Source organism: Nocardioides agariphilus (assembly GCF_015352445.1).
Lineage (GTDB): Bacteria > Actinomycetota > Actinomycetes > Propionibacteriales > Nocardioidaceae > Nocardioides > Nocardioides agariphilus.
In genome coordinates this window covers 15,009-36,383 of sequence record NZ_JADKPO010000003.1, presented here as the reverse complement: position 1 = coordinate 36,383, position 21,375 = coordinate 15,009, and the positions used below count along the sequence as shown (strand labels likewise).

Below are 21,375 nucleotides of genomic sequence, written 5' to 3'. Positions count from 1 at the left end.
GATGCGTGTGATGGCCCAGATGGCGATGGTGATGAACCTCGACAAGTGCATCGGCTGCCACACCTGCTCGGTCACGTGCAAGCAGGCGTGGACCAACCGCTCCGGCACCGAGTACATCTGGTTCAACAACGTCGAGACGCGGCCCGGGTTGGGCTACCCGCGCACCTACGAGGACCAGGAGAAGTGGCAGGGTGGGTGGACCCTCGGCAAGCGGGGTCGGCTCAACCTCAAGGCCGGCGGGCGGTTCAAGAAGCTGCTGACGATCTTCTCCAACCCCAAGCTGCCCTCGATCGGCGAGTACTACGAGCCGTGGACCTACGACTACGCCACCTTGACCGACGCTCCCGCGCAGGAGCACACGCCGGTCGCCCGGCCCAAGTCGCTGATCACCGGCAAGAACATGAAGATCGAGTGGTCGGCCAACTGGGACGACGACCTCGGCGGCTCGACGGCGAACGCCCACCGCGACCCGATGCTGGCCAAGATCGCCGAGAAGGTGAAGTTCGAGTTCGAGCAGACCTTCATGTTCTACCTGCCGCGGATCTGCGAGCACTGCCTGAACCCGTCCTGTGCCGCGTCGTGCCCGAGCGGCGCGATCTACAAGCGCGAGGAGGACGGCATCGTCCTGGTCGACCAGGAGAGGTGCAGGGGCTGGCGGATGTGCGTCTCGGGCTGCCCCTACAAGAAGATCTACTTCAACCACCGCACCGGCAAGGCAGAGAAGTGCACGTTCTGCTTCCCGCGCATCGAGGTCGGGCTGCCGACGGTGTGCTCCGAGACGTGCGTGGGGCGGCTGCGCTACATCGGGCTGATGCTGTACGACGCCGACAAGGTGCTGGAGGCAGCGTCGACCACCGACGAGCACGGGCTCTACGAGGCGCAGCGTGACGTCTTCCTCGACCCGTTCGACCCCGAGGTGATCCGCGCCGCCGAGCAGGCCGGCATCGCGCGCGACTGGGTCGACGCCGCCCAGCGCTCACCGATCTACGCCCTGATCAACACCTTCAAGGTCGCGCTGCCGCTCCACCCGGAGTACCGGACGATGCCGATGGTCTGGTACATCCCGCCGCTCTCGCCGGTCGTCGAGGTGGTGCGCGAGACGGGCGAGGACGCCGAGGACAAGGGCAACCTCTTCGCCGCGATCGACGCCCTCCGGATCCCGGTCGAGTACCTCGCCGAGCTGTTCACGGCCGGCGACGTCGTGCCGGTCGACGCCGTGCTGAAGAAGCTCGCCGCCATGCGCAGCTACATGCGCGACATCAACATGGGCCGCGACCCGGACGGCTCGATCCCGGCAGCCGTCGGGATGACCGAGGAGGAGATGTACGACATGTACCGCCTCCTCGCGATCGCCAAGTACGACGAGCGCTACGTCATCCCGCCCGCCCACGCGGAGCAGGCGCACGCGTTGGAGGAGCTGGCGACCGAGTGCTCGGTCTCCGAATACGGCGGGGGCCAGCAGGACCTGTTCGGCGAGGGTTCCGGAGCCCCGACGCCTCTCGCGGTGGAGAACTTCCAGATGCTCCAGGCCCGGCAGACGTCCGACTCGCTGGCCGGTCCGGAGAACAAGTCCGGTCGCGTCAACCTGCTCAACTGGGACGGCAAGGGCTCCCCACCCGGGCTGTTCCCCGACAAGTCACCCGACAGGTCACCCGACAAGTCACCGGACAGGGGACCCGACTCGTGACCGCCCGACGCGCCGCCTCGGGGCTGTCCCCGACGCAGCTGACGATCGTGTGGCAGTCGGCCTCGCTGCTCCTCGACTACCCCGACGAGGCGCTGCTGGCCCGCGCGGAGCTGATCAGGTCCGCAGCCGAGGGCTTGCCGCCCACGGTCGGGGCGCCGATCCTCGGCTTCCTGGGGCAGCTGGTGTCGACGCCGTTGCCGGAGCTCCAGGCCGAGTACGTGGAGACGTTCGACAACCGTCGGCGCTGCAACCTGTTCCTGACGTACTTCGCCCACGGGGACACGCGCAAGCGCGGGATGGCGCTGCTGCGCTTCAAGCAGACCTACCTGGGGGCCGGGTTCGAGCTCGACGACGGCGAGCTGCCCGATCACCTCTGCGTCGTCCTCGAGTTCGCCGCCACCGTCGACCACGAGCTCGGCCGGGGGCTGATGCTCGACCACCGGGCCGGGCTCGAGCTGCTCCGCCTCTCGTTGCGAGACCTGGGATCCCCGTGGGCGGGCCTGCTCGACGCGGTCACGGCCACATTGCCGCCTCTGCGCGGCGATGAACGAGACGCCGTACGCCGCCTGGCCGCCGAGGGCCCGCCCGAGGAGGAGGTGGGGCTGGCACCGTTCGCCGCCCCGCAGTTCAGTCCCGGCTCGGTCACCGCCGCCGAGAGGACCCTGTTGCCCATGCCGTCGTTCCCCGGAGCCCGCTGATGGATGAGTTCCTGTTCGTGGTCGTCCCGTACGTCTGCCTGACCACGTTCGTGGTCGGGCACCTGTGGCGCTACCGCTACGACAAGTTCGGCTGGACCACCAGGTCGTCCCAGCTCTACGAGAACCGGCTGCTGCGGATCGGTAGCCCGCTGTTCCACTTCGGGATGCTCGGCGTGGTCGGTGGTCACGTGATCGGGCTGCTGGTCCCGCAGTCTTGGACCGACGCCGTGGGCGTCAGTCATGAGACCTACCACGTCGTCGCCGTCACGGGTGGCCTCGTGGCCGGCGTGATGGCCGTCGCGGGCATGGCCATCTTGATCTACCGCCGTCGCACCGTCGGTCCGGTGTTCTCGGCGACCACTGTCATGGACAAGGTCATGTACGCGTTCCTGGCCGCGGTGATCGTCCTGGGTATGTGGAACACCGTCGCGGGGTCGATCCTGACCATCGGCGGGGACTACAACTACCGCGAGGGTGTCTCGGTCTGGTTCCGCTCGTTCCTGGCGTTCCAACCCGACGCCTCGCTGATGTCAGAGGCTCCGTTGGGCTTCCAGCTCCACGCGCTGGTCGCGTTCGGGCTGTTCGCTCTCTGGCCGTTCACCCGCCTCGTCCACGTCTTCAGCGCCCCACTCGGGTACCTGACCCGTCCCTACATCGTCTACCGCAGCCGCGACGACGACCAGCTGGGCAGCCATCGACCTCGTCGCGGCTGGGACCGGGTGGGTTGAGATGTGCAGCTACTGCGGATGCGAAGACGTGCCGGCCATCGCCGAGCTGAAGGCGGAGCACGAGTCCTTGGTCGATCAGGCGAGCCATGTCCGGGCTGCCCTGGCGTCGGATGACCGGGCCACCGCGATGCGGCTGGTCACCAGGCTCGTCGGGCACCTGACCAGCCACGTCGGACGCGAGGAGAACGGCATCTTCCGTGCGCTCCGGGAGAGTGGGGAGTACGGCGAGGAGGTCGACGCGCTCGAGGGCGAGCACCGCGAGCTGGAGCTGGCCATCGCCGGTCTCGATGTCACCTCGCCGGAGTTCGCGCCCAGGGTCACGCGGCTGCTCGCCGACCTCGACGTCCATGTGCAACGCGAGGAGCTCGGGATCTTTCCGGCGTCGGTGGTCACCCTCGGAGCGGCCGGCTGGAACCTCGTCGACGACGCCCACGCCACGACGCCCAGCTTCCTGTTGGATGAGGGGTCCGGGGCAGGGCCGCTGGAGCCGACTGCCACTCCCGCCTGAGGCTCATCGTCGACAGCGGCGTCACTGATCCCACCGATGTGAGGAAGACACCATGCAGAAAGAGTCGTTGACCGCGCTTGTCCGGCACCACCTGGAGACAGCCTCCACGGCCTCGAGCGGCCGCAGCGCCCACACCATCTACGGGGGCCACGAGCATGTGCTGCGCCAGACCCTGATCGCGTTGCGAGCAGGCACGAGCCTCGACGAGCACGAGAACCCCGGGGAGGCCACCGTCCAGGTCCTCCACGGCCGCGTCACCCTCCTGGCGGGGGAGAACCGATGGAACGGGTCGCCCGGAGACCTCATGTTCGTTCCCGACTCCCGACACTCCCTCGAGTCCGTCGAGGACTCCGTGGTGCTGCTGACCGTTGCCAAGAGGCGCTGACGACAGAGTCTCTTGGGACTAAGGGGTGCGGAGCGCCGTGACCCAGGTGAACTGCTGCTCGGCGCCGGCCGGAGTCCGGTGCATCCGCGTCTCCGCATGAGTGAGGGTGAAGGTGGGCGCGAAGAGGGCGGCGAGGTCGTCGGCCGAGTGGCGAGCCGTCGGCAGGCCTGAGCAGGAGGTGGGTCCGTCTGGCCCGAACGTGGCCAGGACGAGTAGTCCGCCGGGGGTGAGGGCGCGGGCGGCGAGGCCGACATACGCCGTCTGGTCGGCCGGAGCTGTGAGGAAGTGGAACACGGCCCGGTCGTGCCACGCGTCGTAGGTGCGCGCTGGCTCCCAGCTGAGGACGTCGCTGACGATGTAGCCCACCCGGCCTTCCGCGGAGCCGAGTCGCTCGCGCGTCACCGCCAGCGCCTCGTGGGAGATGTCGAGCACGGTGATGTCGTCGCGGCCGTCGGCGAGGAGCGCGTCGGGGAGCCGGGATGCGCCGGCCCCGATGTCGATCACCGAGCCAGGCTGTGGGCGCAGCAGCTCAACCGAGTGTGTGGGCATCTCCTCGAACCACGACACCGTGTGGAGGTCCCGCGAGGCGAAGACGGCGTTCCAGTGACCAGCGCCCTCGTCGCTCATGCCTTGCCTGCGAAGAAGCGGCTGAAGATGCCGGGCCTCGACTGGCGGGGGTGGCCGGCGCAACGCTCGGCGCGCGGGACGCGGGCGAGAACCTGCTCGACGTGCTGGCCGCAGCCGGCCCAGGTGGTCTTGCCGCACTGCTTGCAGCTGACTGCTCGGCACATGGTGGAACTCCTTGGGTTCGAGATGGTGCAGGAAAGGTGAAGGTGGTGTGAGGTGTGGTCCGGACGCCCGTGGGGGCGGGCGTCCGGACCACGTGCCGCGGCGCCGGGATACGCCTCGGCGGTCGAGGCGTGATCAGCCGTGCGAGAACGTGATGGTCGGCAGCACGCGTCGCAGCCAGGCCGGCGACCACCAGGCCGCCTTGCCGGTGAGGCGCAGCATGACCGGCAGCAGCACGAGCCGAACGAGGAAGGCGTCGAGCAGCACGGCGACGCCGAGCACGATGCCCATCTCCTTGGGGGGAAGCGGGCCGGAGAGCGCGAAGGTGAAGAACACCGCGACCATGACCGCGCCTGCGGCGAAGATGACTCGTCCGGAGTGGGCCAGCGAGCCGACCATCGCGTCCTTCGGGTCGCCCGAGTGCTCGTAGTGCTCCTTGGCCGAGGCCAGCAGGAAGACGGTGTAGTCCATCGCGATCGCGAAGATCATCGCGAAGAAGAACACCGGCGCCCACGCGTCGAGGAAGCCCTGGCTCTCGAAGCCGAAGAAGTCGGCGCCGATGCCCTCTTGGAAGACAAGACGAGCCACGCCGAAGGCGGCGGCGGTCGAGAGCAGGCTGGCCAGCGTGCCGAGCAACGAGATCAGCGGCGCCTGGAGCGCGACCAGCAGCAGCAGGAAGCCGAGCACGAGCACGACCCCGATGACCAGCGGTGTGGAGTCGTCGAGCTGTGTCTTGAGGTCGAGGTTCTCCACCGCCGCGCCTCCGACGAGCGCGCTCGACGGCAGCTCGGCGCGCAGCCGGGCGACGGTCTCGCTGAGCGCGGGGTCGGACGGGTCGACGGTCGGGACGGCCTGGATGAGGACCAGCCCACTGTCGTCGGCTGCCGGCGTGGGGGGCATCGCCCCGGCGATGCCCGGGTCGGAGGCGAGCTGGGTTCTCGCGGCGTCGGCGTCGGACTCCTTCATCACGATCTGGAGAGTGCCGGGCGCACCTTCACCGAAGGACTGCTGGACCAGGTCGTAGCCGATCCGGGCGCTGGCGTCCTCGGGCAGGACCTTGATCGAGGGCATAGCGGTCTTGAGGCCGATGATCGGTGCGGCGAGTGCCAGCAGCACGATGAGCGCGCCCAGACCCCAGACGACGGGGCGCTTCCAGAGTCGCTCGCCCCATGCGGCGAACTTCGGGGAGCGGTGCTCCCCGGTCCTGACCCAGGGCAGCGACAGCTTGTTGATGTTGTGGTCGAGCTTGAACAGCACCAGCGGCAGCAGGGTGAGCGTGGCGGCCAGGACGAAGACGACCGAGAGCATGATCCCGCCGGCCATCGAGCGGAAGGACGGCGAAGGCACCAGCATCACAGCAGACAGCGAGACCAAGACGGTCGCACCGGAGAGCAGCACGGCCTTGCCGGCGGTGTCCATGGTCTCGGCGATGGCCTGGAGTGCGGAGTTGCCCGACCCCATGCGGGAAGCGCGGTAGCGCACGACGAGGAACAGCGCGTAGTCGATGCCGAGCGCGAGGGCGAACATCATCGCGAAGTTCATCGCCCAGATGGAGACCGGGACGATCTCGTTGATCAGGACCAGCGAGCCGGCGGAGGCGACGAGGCCCGCGAGGGTCAGGATCAGCGGGAGGCCCGCGGCGACGAGGGCGCCGAAGGCGAGCACCAGGATCGCCATGGTGACGGGCCAGGAGACCATCTCGGACTTCAACATCGCCTTGAGGTTGGCCTCGTTGAAGTCCGACCAGAGCAGCGAGGAGCCGGTCGGGTTCACCTGGATGCCCTCGACCGAGAGGTTCTGGAGGTCGCCCTTGAGGTCGGTGGCGACGCGGACCATCTCGTTGGTGTCGGCGCCCGCGCCCGCGAGGATGATCGCGGTGCTGCCGTCCTGACTGATGGTGGCGCCGGGCATCGGCTGGATCACCTCAGCGATGCGGGGCTCGGCCTGGAGCATCCGGGTCACCTGGGCGAGGACCTCGGCGCCGGGGCCCTCGGTGACGGGGCCGTCGGTGGAGTGCACGACGACCTGGATCGCGGAGGAGGCGTTGCCGCCGAAGCTCTCCTGGGCCAGCTCGCGTGCCGCGACGGACTCCGAGCTGTCGGCCTGCCAGCCGGCGCCGGACAGGTTGTGCTCGACCTGGGGGGCGAAGGCGCCCAGGCCGACGATGAGCAGCAGCCAGATTCCGGTGACGAGCTTGGCGTGGTTGGTCACCCAGAGGCCGAGGCGGCCGAGCGGTCCGGGGCGGAAGCCGGGGGTGAAGTCGGGGGAGGCGCTCCTCGACGGGGCGGTGGTGGTGCTCATGGATGTTCCGTTCGATGAGGGTGGCGATGCATGGTGATCAAACGAGGGCGGGCACCGCGCGAGTGGCCGTGTAGGCGGCGACCGCGAGGACCAGGACGGTGAAGGCGCCGGAGAGGTGTCGGGTGTCGGCACGGTGTGCGATGCGGGCGCCGGCGACCGCCGCCAGGGCCGATGCGAGGGTGAGGACCAAGACGGCGCCCCAGTCGGGGGCGCTGCCCACGCCCGCCCGGACCGCGAGCGCCGTGGCACTGGTGATCGCGATGACCACGAGCGAGGTGCCGGCGGCGTAGGAGAGGGGGAGGGCGAGCCCCAGGAGCAGGGCCGGTACGACGAGAAACCCGCCGCCCACACCCAGGAAGCCGGTCAGCAGGCCGACGAGCGTCGCGGTGACGAGCACCTTGAGCGCCCGAGGGCACGCACAGGCGAAGGTGGGGCTGAAGGTGATGATCGGGTCGTCCAGCGTCGGTCGCGCGGCGTGCTGGGGGCCCTGGCGGCCGTGGCGCAGCTGCCGGACGGCCATGAGGGCGCCGACGAGCAGCATCAGGGCCGCGAAGGCGACGAGCAGCACGTCCTCGTCGACCCGTGCCGAGGCATTGGCGCCGAGGACGGCACCGCCCACGGCCACGAGGCCGAAGACGACCCCGCGATCCAGCATCACGTGGCCCGCGCGGCCCGCGGCCACGGCGCCGATGAGCGCCGTGATCCCCACGACGACCAGCGAGCCGGTCGTGGCCTGGGCGGGGCTCTGGCCGAGGAGGTAGACCAGGACCGGCACCGCCAGGATCGAGCCACCGCCGCCGAGCGCGCCCAGGCTGAGCCCGATGAGCGCCCCGGCGACGACCGCGAGGACGAGGGTCATGTCAGGCGCCGGGCCCGACCAGGTGCAGGCCGACAGTCTCGGCGTTGTCGAAGCTGTCGTCGATGGCGACCAGGGTGCGACCGTGGGCGTGCAGCATCGAGGCGGCGACCGAGGCGCGGTAGCCACCGGCGCAGTGCACCCAGACCTCGCCGGTCGGGACCTCGTCGAGGCGGCTCCACAGCTCATGGAGCGGCACGTTGACGGCGCCGGTGATGGCGGCGACCTCGTGCTCGTCGGCGCGGCGGACGTCGAGGATGACCACGTCGCGGTGGTGGCGGACCTGGGCCAGGTCCGCGAAGGTCGCGGTCGCGAAGCTGACCGGTGCCTCGGTGCTCCAGTCCCCGGGCCCGCCGGTCGCGTGGGCGGCCGGGCGGTCGATGCCGATGCGGACCAGCTCGCGCTGCGCCTCCGCAACGTCCTCGGCGCTCGCTCCGAGCAGTGTGATCGGGGTGCCCCAGGGGACGAGCCAGCCGAGGTAGGTCGCGAAGCCACCATCGAGCCCGAAGTTGAGCGTGCCCGGGGCGTGACCGGCCGCGAAGGCGGTGCGGTTGCGCAGGTCCACGACCCACTCGCCGGACTCGATGCGCCGGCGTAGCTCGGTGGCGTCGGCCCGCTCGGGCGGGCTCAGGTCGGGCGCGCTCGGGCCGGCCGCGTTGGCCGGCGCCATGTGGGCGTAATAGGCCGGCCACGCGCCGAGACCGGCGAGCAGCTCGCGGACATAGGTCTCCTCGTCCTGGGTCAGGACCGGGTTGGCCCGCTTCTCGCGACCGATCGTCGACGAGGTCGCGTCGGACTGGGTGGCGGAGCAGAAGGAGCCGAAACCGTGGGTCGGGAAGACTTCGGCGTCGTCAGGCAGCAGGTCGGCCAGCCGGTGTGCCGAGGCGTGCTGGTGGCGGACCAGGTCGTGGGTGTGGTCGGGGCCGAGCAGGTCGGGGCGGCCGGTTGCGCCGTACAGCAGCGAGCCGCCGGAGAAGACGCCCACCTCGGTACCGGTGCCGCTTGCGGAGCCCAGGTCGCGCAGGGCGTAGGCGAGGTGGGTGAAGGTGTGGCCCGGGGTGGCGAGTGCCGTGACGCGCATGCGGTCGCCGATCTCGATGACGTCGCCGTCGCTGATGGGGGTCCGCTGGAAGGCGACCTCGTCGGCGCCGTTGACCAGGTAGGCCGCGCCGGTGGCCTGCGCGAGGGCGAAGCCACCGGTGACGTAGTCGTTGTGGATGTGGGTCTCGAGGACGTGGGTCAGGCGCAGGTCGTGCTTGCTCAGGAGGTCGAGGACGCGGTCGATGTCGCGCTGGGGGTCGACGACGAAGGCGAGCTCGCCGTCGTGGACGAGGTAGCTGCGGTCGCCGAGGGTCGGGGTGTCGATCGAGACGACGGCCAGGGTGGGCGCGGGGGCGAGCGTCTTGGTCACGGCGCTCAGCCCCTGTCGACCCGACGGCCGGAGCGGATCCAGGCGCCGGTGCCGCCGGTGACGTTGACGGCGTCGAAGCCGTGGGCCCCGAGCACGTCGGCCATCGCGGCGCTGCGGTTGCCGCTGGCGCAGATCAGGTGCACGACCGCCGAGCGGTCGAGCTCGCCGAGACGGCCGGTCAGGTGACCCATGGGGATGTTGCGCGCGCCGGGCACGTGTCCCTCGGCGTACTCCGCGGTCTCACGCACGTCCACCACCACGGCGCCGCCGTCGATCGCGGTGGCGAGTTGCTCGATGTCGATCTCACGCATGTGATCGCCTTCCCAGCCCCGAGGGCCTCATTGTCGAGAACCCCCAGGGGGGTTGCGGGTGCAAGTTAGCATAACCCCCCAGGGGGTTGTACATTTGGCGGCACGAGGAGCCCCCAAGGGACCATCACGAGCCGACGGAAGGCAGGACCATGGCCGACGACACGCGATCCCGATTGCTGTCGGCCCTCGCCGCCACCACCGCCCAGGAAGGACAGGTCTGATGGACCTCGAGCCCACCGAGATCAAGTCGATCATCACCCGCATGAAGCGCGCCAACGGTCACCTCGCCAGCGTGATCCGCATGATGGAGGAAGGCTCAGACTGCGAGTCCGTCCTTACCCAGCTCGCCGCAGTCAACAAGGCACTCGCCCGCGCGGGCTACGCCATCGTCGCCACCGGGCTGCAGCAGTGCCTCAGCGCGTCCGACGAGGGTCTTGACGACGTGGATGTCAAGAAGATGGAGAAGCTCTTCCTCGCCCTGGCGTGAGGGAGTACGCACCAGATCATCGATCATGGTGAATCCAGCGCCAGGCTATGGGAGGTGCTCCACGGCAGTGGTGAGGAACCTGTCGACGTCCTCGGTCGTGAACTCGGGCTGAACGCCCTCGCCCATCACGATGTCGACCACCTGCAGCTCCATCAGGACCGGCCCCTGGCGCACCAAGGAGTTGTACAGCAGCCAGTAGGCCCTTCCGTCGGCCTCCTCCAGGGTGGTCAGCTCGCCGTAGCGGTCATCGCCCACATCCGAGATGGCCACCGGCTCGGACTTACCGGGACCCTCCTCGCCAGCAGGGATCTTCCCCTGGCAGGCCCGCATACCATCACGCAGCGCGTTGAAGGTCGACTCGATTTCCGCTGGATCACCGGACAGGAGGAACTCCTGGACGAAGATCAGGTGGCCCACCCGATCGCCCCCGGCCATGTCGATGGGGTTCTCCTCGGACTGGTCGAGCTGCCGGAAGGCCTGCCACCGCAGCGCTTCCGCGGCCGAGTGGGACTCGTCACTGGCCTTGGCGCAGAACTCGATCCTCGGCAGCATCTCCTGCTGGCTCTCGGGTACCACGCCGGGGGTCGCCATCTGGGAGTCCGGGGGCACGTTGACAGTCCACTGACCGTCGTAGTCGTCCTCCGTCACCAAGGCGGCGGCCAGTTCCTCCGCTGTCGGTACAGCCCCCTGCGACGACGTGGTGGTGTCACTGGACGAGGGCGACGCCGAGTTGGAGCCATCCTCCCCGCAGGCACCCAGCAGAAGGACCGCTACCCCGGTCAGTGCCACCACGAACCGGACATGGCTCATCGCGCGCCCCCTCTGCTCGGTGCTCCCCACACCTCCAGCCTCCCGGGCTCCATGAGCGTCGAGAAGGGGCTGACGACCCTGAGGACAGGGTCTTCGACCTCTGATCGCCACCGACGAGCCCCTCACATTCGTCCAGGCATCGCCGAGCCGCGAGGTCATCACGTCCCGTTTCTGGCCTGCCGCCGCAGGTTGAGGAGGAACTCGCCAGGGTCCGCATCGCCGGCGGCATCGGGAGCCTGCCGTCCCCGATGGCGTGCGGCACGCTGAGGCCGTCGTGATCGAGACCCGCGAGGGCCGTGGCGGCCGGGTCGTCCCACGAGGTCGTCACTTCGTCACCTGGACCCAGCCGTTGACGTAGGCGTTGTTGTTGATGGTGCTGGGTCCGTTGTTGCGTACGCACATGCCGACGTCGTAGCTGCCGGCTGCGAGGACGGCACTCGCCGAAGCGGCGTAGGCGGCGCGGTCGGCCGTGAACCGCTGGGTGGTGAAGCCGCTGCCGACGAAGTTGGTCACCGTTCCACCGCCGTCGGCGCGCCAGCACATGCCGGTGTCGGCGAACTGCGGGCTGCCGGAGAGGAGGCCGAGGCCGGCTGACGCGGTACCGCTCACGCGTGGGCGGGCCTCGGTCGTGGTGACCCGGGCGGTCGGCCCCGCGAAGGCGTAGAGCCCGCTGTTGCCCGCGATGCTGGCAACGGGACCGACGAACCCCACGACCTGGGCGACGCCGTCAGCACCGGCGGGCCCCGCGGCTCCAGGACTTCCCGGGGAGCCGGGGCTGCCGGCTGGACCTTGGGGGCCGATGGCGCCACGCAGGCCGTCGCGGGTGGTGGGGTCGAGGTCGGCGAGCCGCAGCGTCTGGTCGCGCACGTCGCGTGACCGGATGCTCCCGTCGGCGATCTGGTCGGAGCCGATGAGGCCGGCCGCGACCGCGCCGCCACCGGCTCCGAGCGTCATCAGCACGACGGAGGCGGCGACGCCGGTCGTGATGCTGGCGGTCCGGGTGCCGTCTGTGTCACGGGAGCGCGGTCGTCCCGTCCGGGACGAGCCGGCGCGCACCAGGACGGCCGCGACGGCTCCGGTCACCAGCAGGGTGAGGATCCCGGTCTCCCCGGTGAGGTACGCGAACACCCGGTCGCGGTCTCCCGCGGGGCTGGCGTCGACCGCCACTCCCAGCAGCTGGTTGAAGGTGGTGTGGGCGACCACGACGGGCCAGAGGCTTCCCGAGACGTTGCGCAGCCAGCCGTAGACGATGCCGGCGACGCTGAGGAGTGCCATGAAGACCGGGACGACCACCCAGCGACTTCCTGCGGGCACGTACGCGGTGGTCAGCAGGATCAGGGGGAGGTGCCAGACACCGTGCAGCGCCCCGACGGCAGCAGCGGAGCCCCACCAGCGTCCCGCGTCGAACCGGGGCAGCAGGTAGCCGCGCCAGCACACCTCCTCCAGCGTCACCAGGACGGCGACGATCGGTACGCCGAGGAGCGTGTGGACGACGACGTGGGGAGCGGGCGCCCAGTCGAAGGGGTGCACGAGCGCCGTCACGCCGTAGGACATGGCGACCACGATCGTCGGCAGGGCCACGGCGGCCGGCCAGGTGGCCAACCCCATTCGACCCAGCCCGAGCTCGCGACGGCTCGCGGCCCGCGAGTCGCGGGCGGTGGCGAAACGGATGGTGAGCAGCACCGCTGCTGCCGGGGTCAGCATCGTGAGCAGCAGCACCGCGTCCCCACCCGCGGGCGCCAGGAGGGCGACGCCCACGGCCAGACCGAGCGCCAGCGCGTAGCAGGTCGCGGCCTGCTGGTGCCGGGTCATGACGAGGCACCCATCGTGCGGGCCGCCGGCGCAAGCATGCGACGTACAACGAACGGGTGGTGCGCGGTCGGCAGCGCCACGGCGTAGGCATCCGACCACGTGACGTTCGACAGCGCTCGTGCGAGCAGTGGCGTCGTCGGGACGGTGACGGCGAAGACCGCACCAGGGCGGCGGATTCGGTCGACGGGCCTGTGATGCACCACCCCCGGCGCGACGGCCAGGTGGCTGGTGTTTCTTGCTGTACTCATAGGCTTCCTTTCCATACGCCTCCGTATGGAGGTTGTCCATACGGTAGCGTATGGGGATGACGAACGGGAAGCGCGAATCCTTGAGCCGGTCGGACTGGGCGGAGGCGGCCCTCGACGCCCTCGCCTCCGGCGGCCTCGCCGCGGTCGCAGTCGAACCGCTCGCCAAGGCCCTGGGAACGACGAAGGGCAGCTTCTACTGGCACTTCACGGACCGGAACGCTCTGTTGGCGGCGACGCTCGAGCTGTGGGAACGACGCGACACCGAACGGATCATCGCCGGCCTCGACGACACACAGGACGCGCCGGCCAGGCTACGAGGGCTCCTGAAGCTGGCGTTCGCCTCGGTCGGTGACGGTTCCGCCGCCGGCGCAGGGGCCGTTGAGCTGGCGCTGCAGGCAAGCGCCTCGCAACGGCTGGTTGCCGAGACCCTGAACCGGGTGACCAAGCGACGGCTCGAGGCCATCACCTCGCTGTACGTCGAGCTCGGCCTCCCGGCGCCGCGCGCCCGGGACCGTGCACTGCTGGCCTACACCGCCTACCTCGGTCATGCCCAGCTGGCGCACGCCACCCCAGAGCTGCTGCCGCGGGGACGGACGCTGACTGCCCACGTCGAGCAGATGGTCGACATCCTGGTCGTGCCCGGCTCGTCACCTGACACGGACGGCAGTCGTGCCGCATCGACAGGTCACGCGCGCCAATCGGATGCGCGATAGGACCAACCCGCCATCGAGATGCCGAGCACGGACACGCGGTCGCGACGGTCAGCCGGCAACCGCGCAGACATCGCTCGCCCCGATCAGAGGCACCACGTCCAGAACTGGCGAAGGGCCCTTGTGAGTATGAGTCGCAAGGGCCCTTCTGTGATCGGTACCGGTGACGTTTCCCGATCGGCGACTCTTGCCTTCTGGTCCCGGTGGCCTCGTCACCCTGCCTCCGCGAAGGGTTGCCCCTCCGTGTGGACCTTCTCTTCCGAGTCGTCCCGTTCCCCCTTGCGGGGGTTCGTGAGGACAGTTCTACGCCCCGGCCGACGGCCGCCGCTAGGGACTTTGGTCACTGGGTTCCTCGAAGCCGGGACCTTCAGCCCTACAGCGCCCTGGCCCCTCGGCAGAGACTGACCGCAAGGAGGTCGCCATGCCCGAGACCTGGACGCCCATCCACGCTGAGGTGCCGGACGTCGCTTCGTACGCCGAGGACCGGGCGTCCTTCACCTGGGACCGCGCTCGCGCAGAGCTCGCCGGGCTTCCCGGCGGTCGGGGCCTCAACATCGCCCACGAGGCGGTGGACCGGCACGTCGACGAGGGACGCGGGGAGGTCGTCGCGCTCCGCTGCATCGGTCTCGACGGTGCCGTCACCGACGTCAGCTACGCGCAGCTGCGGGACCTCACCGGCCGCTTCGCCCAGGTACTCACCGACCTCGGTGTGCAGCGCGGGGAGCGAGTGGCCTCACTGCTCGGCCGGCAGCCCGAGCAGTACGTCGCGGCGCTCGGCACCCTCAAGCGCGGAGCGGTGTTCTGCCCGCTGTTCTCCTCCTTCGGGCCGGAGCCGGTCCGGGATCGGCTGCGGCTGGGCAGCGCCCGGGTGCTGGTCACCACGGCGAACCTCTACCGGAGGCGGCTGGCGCACCTGCGCGACGAGCTGCCCGACCTGCAGGTCGTCCTGGTGACCGGCGGCGTCGAGGACCCGGCCACCGAGGACCTCGACGCGCTGCTGGCGGCTGCCTGCCCCGACTACGTCATCCCGGACACCGACCCCGAGGACCCGGCGCTGCTGCATTTCACCAGCGGCACCACCGGCAAGCCGAAGGGCGCGGTGCACGTCCACCAGGCGGTGGTCGCCCACCACGCCACCTCGACGTACGCCTTGGACCTGCACCGCGGTGACGTGTTCTGGTGCACCGCCGACCCGGGCTGGGTCACCGGAACGTCCTACGGCATCATCGCGCCGCTCACTCACGGGGCCACGCTGCTGAGCTACGCCGGGGAGTTCGACGCCAAGGCCTGGTACCGCACGCTCGCCGAGCAGCACGTCCAGGTCTGGTACACCGCGCCCACCGCGCTGCGGATGCTGATGCGGTACGGAGAGGAGCTCCCGCAGGGCTACGACCTCTCCGCGCTGCGTCACGTGGCCAGCGTCGGCGAGGCGCTGAACCCCGAGGTGGTCGTCTGGGGAGAGAAGGCGCTCGGCCTGCCGGTGCACGACAACTGGTGGCAGACCGAGACCGGCGCGATCATGATCAGCAACCACCGCGGCATGGAAATCCGTCCAGGCTCGATGGGCCGTCCGGTCCCCGGCGTCGACGCCGCCGTCCTGGTGCGCGGTCGCGACGGTCGGGCGGACGTCGCCAGTGGGGCGGCCCGGGTCGCTGAGGTCGGCGAGACCGGCGAGCTGGCGCTCCGCCCGGGCTTTCCCTCGATGTTCCGCGGCTACCTCGACGACCCCGAGCGCACCGCCAAGTGCTTCGGCGCCGGCTGGTACCTCAGCGGTGACCTGGCCCGCGTGGACGGGGACGGCTACGTCTGGTTCGTCGGCCGGGCCGACGACGTCATCAAGTCTGCGGGGCACCTGATCGGGCCGTTCGAGGTCGAGACCGCGTTCATGGAGCACCCGGCGGTCGTCGAGGCCGGGGTGATCGGCAAGCCCGACCCGGTGGCCGGCGAGGTGGTCAAGGCGTTCGTCACGCTGCGGACCGGCTTCGAGCCCACCGAGGACCTCCGACGCGAGCTGGTGGCCTTCGGCCGCAAGCGCCTCGGCGGGCTCGCTCCCAAGGAGATCGCGTTCGACCAGCACCTCCCGCACACCAGCAGCGGCAAGGTGATGCGCCGCCTGCTCAAGGCCCGCGAGCTCGGGCTGCCCGAAGGTGATGTCTCGACCCTGGAGGGGGCGGCATCGTGAGCAAACGCACCGCTACCGTGACCGCGCCGCCCATGCCCGAGGCCGCCCACGGGCTCGACCTGTTGCGCACCATGCTGCTGATCCGCCGGTTCGAGGAGACCTGTGCCGAGCTCTACAGCGCGGCCCGGATCCGTGGCTTCGTGCACCTGTACGTCGGCGAGGAGGCCGTCGCCACCGGGGTCATGTCGGCGCTCGGCCCCGACGACGCGGTTCTCTCGACGTACCGCGAGCACGGACACGCGCTGGCCCGCGGACTGCCGGTGGATGCACTGATGGCCGAGATGTTCGGCAAGGAGACCGGATGCAGCCGCGGCCGCGGGGGCTCCATGCACCTCTTCGACAAGTCCCGACGCTTCGTGGGCGGCAACGCCGTCGTCGCCGCCGGGCTGCCGCTCGCGATCGGTCTGGCGCTCGCCGACAAGCTGCAGGGCCGCGATCGCGCGACGGTGTGCTTCTTCGGGGAGGGCGCCGCCGCCGAGGGGGAGTTTCACGAGTCCCTCAACCTGGCGGCGCTGTGGCGGCTGCCGGTCCTGTTCTGCTGCGAGAACAACCTCTACGCGATGGGCACCGCGATCGCCAAGGAGCACGCCCAGCCGGACATAGCGCTGCGGGCGGAGTCGTACGGACTCGCGGCCTGGCCGGTCGACGGCATGGACGTCCTCGCCGTCGAGCGGGCCGCCCAGCGGGCCGTCGAGGCCATCCGCGGCGGAGCCGGTCCCCACCTCTTGGAGCTGCGCACCTACCGCTTCCGGGCGCACTCGATGTACGACCCGGACCGATACCGCGAGAAGGCCGAGATCGAGCGCTGGAAGGAGCGCGACCCGATCGACGCGCTGGTCGCGTCGATGCGTGCCGCCGGGCAGCTCGACGATGCCGGCCTCGAGGCGCTCCGGGACGAGGTAGCCGGGCTGGTCGCGGCCGCGGTCGACGCCGCCGACCAGGCGCCGTTCGAGCCCGTCGAGAACCTGACCCGCTTCATCACCTCGGAGGCCGGCCCGGAGGGAGGACAACGATGACCGCCACCCTCGTCGAGACCACCTACCGAGAAGCGCTGCGCGCCGCGATCCGGCAGGCGATGCTTCAGGACGAACGCGTCTTCTTGATGGGCGAGGACGTCGGCGACTACGGCGGCTGCTTCGCGGTCAGCCTGGGTCTCCTCGAGGAGTTCGGGCCCGAGCGGATCCGCGACACCCCGCTGTCGGAGTCGGCGTTCGTCGGAGCGGGCATCGGGGCCGCCATCGGCGGGATGCGGCCGATCGTCGAGATCATGACCGTCAACTTCAGCCTGCTCGCGCTGGACCAGATCATGAACAACGCAGCCTCGCTGCTGCACATGTCCGGTGGGCAGTTCAACGTGCCTCTGGTGATCAGGATGACCACCGGGGCCGGGCGCCAGCTCGCCGCGCAGCACTCGCACAGCCTCGAGGGGTGGTACGCCCACATCCCCGGGCTGCGGATCCTGGCGCCGGCCACCCTGGAGGACGCCCGCGGCATGCTGCCGACCGCGCTCCGGGACCCGGACCCGGTGCTGATCTTCGAGCACGGCTCGCTCTACAACATGAAGGGCTCTCTGCCCGACGACGCCGGCGCCGTCGACATCGACCGGGCCGCCGTGCGCCGCGAGGGCGCCGACGTCACGCTGATCACCTACGGCGGCACCCTGGGGAAGACGCTGGAGGCCGCCGAACTGCTCGCCGCCGACGGCATCTCCGCGGAGGTCATCGACCTGCGCACCCTGCGGCCGCTGGACGACGCGACGTTCATCGGTTCGGTGCGCCGCACCCACCGGGCCGTGGTCGTCGACGAGGGCTGGCGCAGTGGCAGCCTCTCCGCGGAGATCAGCGCCCGGATCATGGAGCAGGCGCTCTACGACCTCGAGGCGCCGGTGGCGCGGGTCTGCAGCGCCGAGGTGCCGATGCCCTACCCGAAGCACCTGGAGGATGCCGCGCTGCCGCAGGCGGCCACCATCGCGGAGGCGGCTCGGCGATCGATGCGGCCGGCGGCGGGCTGACCGATGGCCGCCTTCACCATGCCCTCGCTGGGCGCCGACATGGAGGAGGGCACGCTGCTGGAGTGGCTGGTCCATCCCGGCGACACGGTGCACAAGGGCGACATCGTGGCCGTCGTCGACACGGCCAAGGCCGCGATCGAGGTTGAGACGTTCCTCGCAGGGGTGGTGTCCGAGCTCCTGGTCGAGCCCGGGACGGTCGTGCCGGTGGGTGCCCCGCTCGCCACGATCGAGACCGAGGACGAGGCACCGCAGCAGCTGCCCCGAGCCGCGCCGCCGATGGAGAAGCACCAGGAGGCCGCCGTGCCGCCGCCCGCGCCGCTCCCGCAGGTCCACTCGCCCCTCGTGCGACGACTGTCCCGCGAGCACGACGTCGACCTGGCGCAGCTCCAGGGCACCGGTCGCGGTGGCGCCATCACCCGCGACGACGTCATGGCCGCGGTGGCCCGGACCGCTGGGCCGGAGACGGTCGACGCGACGCGCCCCCCGACCCAGGCGGTGCGGGCCACGCCGTACGCGCGGAAACTGGCCACCGAGCTCGGTGTCGACCTCACCGGGCTGCGTCATCCGGACGGCACGCCGGTGACCGCCGAGGACGTGCGCGCGGCCGCGGCTGCGCCGGTCGAGAAGGAGCCGGTCGAGACCCAGCTCGTCGAGACCCAGGTCCGGACGGCGCCGCCGCGCGAGGACCGGATGCGCTCCGCGATCGCGGCGCTGATGGCCAGGTCGAAGCGGGAGATCCCGCACTACTACCTGTCCACCACCGTCGACATGTCGCACGCCGTCGGCTGGATGCACGATCGCAACCGCAGCCTTTCCATCGCCGAGCGCCTCGTGCCAGCCGCACTGCTGCTCAAGGCGACCGCGCTCGCGGCGACCGAGGTGCCCGACCTCAACGGCTACTGGGTCGACGACTCGTTCCAGCCCGCGTCGGAGGTCAACGTGGGGATGGCGGTGTCCCTGCGCGGTGGCGGGCTGGTGACGCCCGCACTCCTCGATGTCGGCTCCCTCGAGCTGGGCGAGGTGATGGCGCGGATGAAGGACCTCGTCACCCGCGCCCGAGGAGGGCGTCTGCGCGGGCGGGAGCTGACCGAGGGAACCCTCACGGTGACCAACCTCGGCGAGCAGGGAGTGGAGGCGGTGTACGGCGTCATCTACCCGCCGCAGGTCGCCCTCGTCGGCTTCGGCCGGGTCGCCGACCGACCGTGGGCCATCGACGGGCTGCTGGGCGTGCGCCCGGTCACGACCGTGACCCTCTCCGCCGACCACCGGGCCAGCGACGCCATGACGGGGGCACGTCTCCTGGCCGCCATCGACCGACACCTGCAGCACCCGGAGGAGCTATGAATGACATCACCTCGGGCGAGACGGAGGCCCGCAACCTGGTGGCCGAGGCGATCCGCCGGATCGTTCCGGACGCCGACCTCGACACGGTCGGGGACGACTCCCCCCTGCGCGCGGAGTTCGAGCTGGACTCCCTGGACTTCCTGTCCTTCGCGGAGACGCTGGCCCAGCGCAGTCGCGTCGACATTACCGAGGGCGACTACGACCGGCTGGTCACAATGCGGACCTGCGTCGAGTTCCTCACGGGCGGCGACCGAGGCGGCCGGGGACAGGGGCCTGATGCCGAGCACGCGTGACCTTCTCCAGCGCTTCCGTCCGGCGCCGACACCGGGCGCGCCGACGGCGACCGGTGTGCCCGCGGACCGCCGCGACGAACGCGACGCGGAGCTTCGCCAGAGTTGCCGTCCTAAGTCGAGAGGCAACCTCTGACCACGGTCGGCGTCCTGCGCGGGCGATGAACTGTGCATGGCGGTGGATGCATGGCGGTGGGACGGAGTGGAGCACCCACCAGAGGTGAACACTGATGCGCGGACCTACAGCGTCACGACCGCTGACCCCGTCACGCGGTCGGCGGCCAGGTCCGCCAGCGCCCGCCCCACCGAGTCGAAGGCATAGGTGGTCACGCGGATGTCGAGGGGGATGTGAGCGGCCAGGCGTAGCAGTTCCGCGCCGTCGGCTCGGGTGTTGGCGGTGACGCTGCGCACCGTGCGTTCTTGGAACAGGTGTCGGTCGTAGTCGAGTGCGGGGATGGTCGACATGTGGATGCCGGCCAGGGCCAGGGTGCCCCCACGGTCCAGTGCAGCCAGTGCCGCAGGTACGAGCTCGCCGGCGGGTGCGAAGACGATGGCGGAGTCGAGCGGGATCGGCGGGGTTTCGTCGGCTTCTCCCACCCAGGTGGCTCCCAGGCTGAGGGCGAGGTCCTGGGCGTCTCGGCTACGGGTCATCACGTGCACCTCCGCTCCTTGGGCGAGAGCGATCTGGGCGGTGACGTGGGCGCTGGAGCCGAAGCCGTAGATGCCGAGCCGTCCACCCGGGGGGAGTTCTGCGCGCCGGAGTGATCGGTAGCCGATGATTCCCGCACACAGCAGTGGCGCTAGGTGCCGGTCCGAGACGTCGTCGGGTAGGGGGTAGGCGAATCCGGCGGGCACGGTGGCGTACTCGGCGAAGCCTCCGTCGGTGTCCCAGCCGGTGTAGAGCGAGGAGGGGCAGAGGTTCTCTGCCCCGGAGCGGCACCAGCGACACTCGCCGCAGGTGCGTCGCAGCCAGGCGATGCCCACGCGCTGCTCGAGATCCAGCCCGGTGACGTCCTCACCCTTGCTGGCGACGCGCCCCACGACCTGGTGACCGGGGATGACACCCCGGCTGCGAGGGGCGAGGTCCCCTTCGCACAGGTGCAGATCGGTACGGCAGACACCACACGCAGTCACCCGTACGAGCACCTCATGTCGCTCCGGGGTAGGGACCGGCCGGGTGACCGGCAGGAGGGGGCCGGAGTTGATCGGGCCTGGCCTGTCCACGGCCCACGCGGACATGGTGGCCGGGATCGTGGTGGGCTCCATCTCGGCTCCTTCGGGCGATGCACCAACAGTCGCCGTCCGGCCCCCGTCTCGGCAGGGCCCAAGGTCACTTAGGTGGTTGCTTTGGGTCCTGCCGGACCGCGTACCGCCTCAATAGCGTGATTGACCTCGGATCGAGGAGGCCGGATGAGCCAAGGTGACGCCGAGATGGTTGCGGAGCGATACGTCGAGTCCCGCCTGACCCATTCCGGTGCGGTGATCATGGTGGGGGAGCGCGCCTACAAGCTCAAGCGCCCGCTGCGCCTGGGATTCCTCGACTTCACCGATGTGGCACGCCCCAGCAGCTCCTGCGCGGCACGCGAGCCGACCCCCGCGAAAGGGTCGCTGCGGGAGGCGCGAGTCGGGGCCTGAGTCACTTCGCTGGTACTCCTGTTCGGTGTCGAGGTGAGCGCCGCCGGAAGGCGACTGCCTCGATCAGCTGGTGCGCAGCGAAGACGATCGGGAGAGCCGCCAGGGATCGTGGTCATCCTCGGGGGCGCTCGGGTCGCAGCCCAGAGTCCTTCGACCCGTCATGAGATGACCT

23 protein-coding genes are annotated in these 21,375 nt (G+C 70.4%); 13 read left to right on the top strand and 10 right to left on the bottom strand.

From position 1 onward, the window contains the following. Position 1: 1 nt before the first annotated feature. From narH to ISU10_RS03140, 5 genes are read left to right on the top strand one after another with little or no spacing between them, the layout of a single operon-like run. Positions 2 to 1,687: a nitrate reductase subunit beta gene (gene narH, locus ISU10_RS03160; RefSeq protein ID WP_194694921.1), complete on the top strand. Its 1,686-nt coding sequence runs from the start codon at positions 2 to 4 to the stop codon at positions 1,685 to 1,687. Next, positions 1,684 to 2,385: a nitrate reductase molybdenum cofactor assembly chaperone gene (gene narJ / locus ISU10_RS03155; protein ID WP_194694920.1), complete on the top strand. Its 702-nt coding sequence runs from the start codon at positions 1,684 to 1,686 to the stop codon at positions 2,383 to 2,385. The genes narH and narJ overlap by 4 nt, the downstream gene beginning before the upstream one ends. Continuing rightward, the gene (narI, locus tag ISU10_RS03150) at positions 2,385 to 3,113 is read left to right on the top strand and encodes a respiratory nitrate reductase subunit gamma (protein ID WP_194694919.1); all 729 of its coding nucleotides are present in this window, start codon (positions 2,385 to 2,387) and stop codon (positions 3,111 to 3,113) included. Before narJ ends, narI begins: the two co-directional genes overlap by 1 nt. 1 nt (position 3,114) lies before the next feature. After that, on the top strand, positions 3,115 to 3,621 hold the full coding sequence (locus ISU10_RS03145) for a hemerythrin domain-containing protein (RefSeq protein ID WP_194694918.1): 507 nt from the start codon (positions 3,115 to 3,117) through the stop codon (positions 3,619 to 3,621). Between the two features lie 52 nt (positions 3,622 to 3,673). Next, positions 3,674 to 4,006 (top strand): cupin domain-containing protein, encoded by a 333-nt coding sequence (locus ISU10_RS03140; protein WP_194694917.1) that lies wholly within the window; start codon positions 3,674 to 3,676, stop codon positions 4,004 to 4,006. An 18-nt stretch (positions 4,007 to 4,024) separates the two neighbouring features. Here the strand turns inward: ISU10_RS03140 and ISU10_RS03135 are convergent, their stop codons facing one another. From ISU10_RS03135 to ISU10_RS03110, 6 genes are all read right to left on the bottom strand, one after another. Next, positions 4,025 to 4,633 (bottom strand): class I SAM-dependent methyltransferase, encoded by a 609-nt coding sequence (locus ISU10_RS03135; protein ID WP_194694916.1) that lies wholly within the window; start codon positions 4,631 to 4,633, stop codon positions 4,025 to 4,027. Then, positions 4,630 to 4,797, bottom strand: a complete 168-nt coding sequence (locus tag ISU10_RS03130; RefSeq protein WP_194694915.1) for a DUF8730 family Cys-rich protein — start codon at positions 4,795 to 4,797, stop codon at positions 4,630 to 4,632. The genes ISU10_RS03135 and ISU10_RS03130 overlap by 4 nt, the downstream gene beginning before the upstream one ends. A gap of 133 nt (positions 4,798 to 4,930) precedes the next feature. Then, on the bottom strand, positions 4,931 to 7,096 hold the full coding sequence (locus ISU10_RS03125) for an MMPL family transporter (RefSeq protein WP_194694914.1): 2,166 nt from the start codon (positions 7,094 to 7,096) through the stop codon (positions 4,931 to 4,933). Positions 7,097 to 7,133: 37 nt separating this feature from the next. Beyond that, entirely contained in the window at positions 7,134 to 7,955 is an 822-nt protein-coding gene (locus tag ISU10_RS03120) for a sulfite exporter TauE/SafE family protein (RefSeq protein WP_194694913.1), read from the bottom strand. A 1-nt stretch (position 7,956) separates the two neighbouring features. Beyond that, positions 7,957 to 9,363 (bottom strand): MBL fold metallo-hydrolase, encoded by a 1,407-nt coding sequence (locus tag ISU10_RS03115; RefSeq protein ID WP_370864659.1) that lies wholly within the window; start codon positions 9,361 to 9,363, stop codon positions 7,957 to 7,959. Between the two features lie 5 nt (positions 9,364 to 9,368). After that, positions 9,369 to 9,674, bottom strand: a complete 306-nt coding sequence (locus ISU10_RS03110) for a rhodanese-like domain-containing protein (protein ID WP_194694912.1) — start codon at positions 9,672 to 9,674, stop codon at positions 9,369 to 9,371. A 220-nt stretch (positions 9,675 to 9,894) separates the two neighbouring features. On the opposite strand from ISU10_RS03110, the gene ISU10_RS03105 reads away from it, so the two are divergent. Continuing rightward, complete coding sequence (locus ISU10_RS03105) at positions 9,895 to 10,161, top strand: metal-sensitive transcriptional regulator (RefSeq protein ID WP_194694911.1); 267 nt, start codon at positions 9,895 to 9,897, stop codon at positions 10,159 to 10,161. A 45-nt stretch (positions 10,162 to 10,206) separates the two neighbouring features. Here ISU10_RS03105 and ISU10_RS03100 read toward each other — a convergent pair whose 3' ends face one another. The 3 genes from ISU10_RS03100 to ISU10_RS03090 all read right to left on the bottom strand — a co-directional run bounded on the left by ISU10_RS03100 (position 10,207) and on the right by ISU10_RS03090 (position 13,031). Next, positions 10,207 to 10,971 (bottom strand): hypothetical protein, encoded by a 765-nt coding sequence (locus tag ISU10_RS03100; protein ID WP_194694910.1) that lies wholly within the window; start codon positions 10,969 to 10,971, stop codon positions 10,207 to 10,209. 324 nt (positions 10,972 to 11,295) lie between these two features. Beyond that, entirely contained in the window at positions 11,296 to 12,783 is a 1,488-nt protein-coding gene (locus ISU10_RS03095; RefSeq protein ID WP_194694909.1) for a CPBP family intramembrane glutamic endopeptidase, read from the bottom strand. Further along, positions 12,780 to 13,031, bottom strand: a complete 252-nt coding sequence (locus ISU10_RS03090) for a hypothetical protein (protein WP_194694908.1) — start codon at positions 13,029 to 13,031, stop codon at positions 12,780 to 12,782. Before ISU10_RS03090 ends, ISU10_RS03095 begins: the two co-directional genes overlap by 4 nt. A 56-nt stretch (positions 13,032 to 13,087) precedes the next feature. Between ISU10_RS03090 and ISU10_RS03085 the strand changes: the two genes are divergently transcribed. The 6 genes from ISU10_RS03085 to ISU10_RS03060 all read left to right on the top strand — a co-directional run bounded on the left by ISU10_RS03085 (position 13,088) and on the right by ISU10_RS03060 (position 19,571). Continuing rightward, positions 13,088 to 13,744 carry a TetR/AcrR family transcriptional regulator gene (locus ISU10_RS03085; RefSeq protein WP_194694907.1) on the top strand — a complete coding sequence of 219 codons (657 nt, stop codon included), beginning with the start codon at positions 13,088 to 13,090 and terminating at the stop codon, positions 13,742 to 13,744. Between the two features lie 418 nt (positions 13,745 to 14,162). Next, positions 14,163 to 15,923, top strand: a complete 1,761-nt coding sequence (acsA, locus tag ISU10_RS03080) for an acetate--CoA ligase (RefSeq protein ID WP_194694906.1) — start codon at positions 14,163 to 14,165, stop codon at positions 15,921 to 15,923. Next, complete coding sequence (gene pdhA / locus ISU10_RS03075) at positions 15,920 to 16,939, top strand: pyruvate dehydrogenase (acetyl-transferring) E1 component subunit alpha (protein ID WP_370864656.1); 1,020 nt, start codon at positions 15,920 to 15,922, stop codon at positions 16,937 to 16,939. The genes acsA and pdhA overlap by 4 nt, the downstream gene beginning before the upstream one ends. Then, a complete protein-coding gene (locus ISU10_RS03070; protein ID WP_194694905.1) occupies positions 16,936 to 17,934 on the top strand; it encodes an alpha-ketoacid dehydrogenase subunit beta in 999 nt (332 codons plus the stop codon). The genes pdhA and ISU10_RS03070 overlap by 4 nt, the downstream gene beginning before the upstream one ends. 3 nt (positions 17,935 to 17,937) lie before the next feature. Further along, entirely contained in the window at positions 17,938 to 19,278 is a 1,341-nt protein-coding gene (locus ISU10_RS03065; RefSeq protein ID WP_194694904.1) for a dihydrolipoamide acetyltransferase family protein, read from the top strand. Continuing rightward, a complete protein-coding gene (locus ISU10_RS03060) occupies positions 19,275 to 19,571 on the top strand; it encodes a phosphopantetheine-binding protein (RefSeq protein ID WP_194694903.1) in 297 nt (98 codons plus the stop codon). The genes ISU10_RS03065 and ISU10_RS03060 overlap by 4 nt, the downstream gene beginning before the upstream one ends. A 237-nt stretch (positions 19,572 to 19,808) precedes the next feature. Here the strand turns inward: ISU10_RS03060 and ISU10_RS03055 are convergent, their stop codons facing one another. Beyond that, positions 19,809 to 20,834: a zinc-dependent alcohol dehydrogenase family protein gene (locus ISU10_RS03055; protein ID WP_228499382.1), complete on the bottom strand. Its 1,026-nt coding sequence runs from the start codon at positions 20,832 to 20,834 to the stop codon at positions 19,809 to 19,811. Positions 20,835 to 20,978: 144 nt separating this feature from the next. Between ISU10_RS03055 and ISU10_RS03050 the strand changes: the two genes are divergently transcribed. Next, a complete protein-coding gene (locus ISU10_RS03050) occupies positions 20,979 to 21,203 on the top strand; it encodes a hypothetical protein (protein ID WP_194694902.1) in 225 nt (74 codons plus the stop codon). Positions 21,204 to 21,375: the final 172 nt, after the last annotated feature.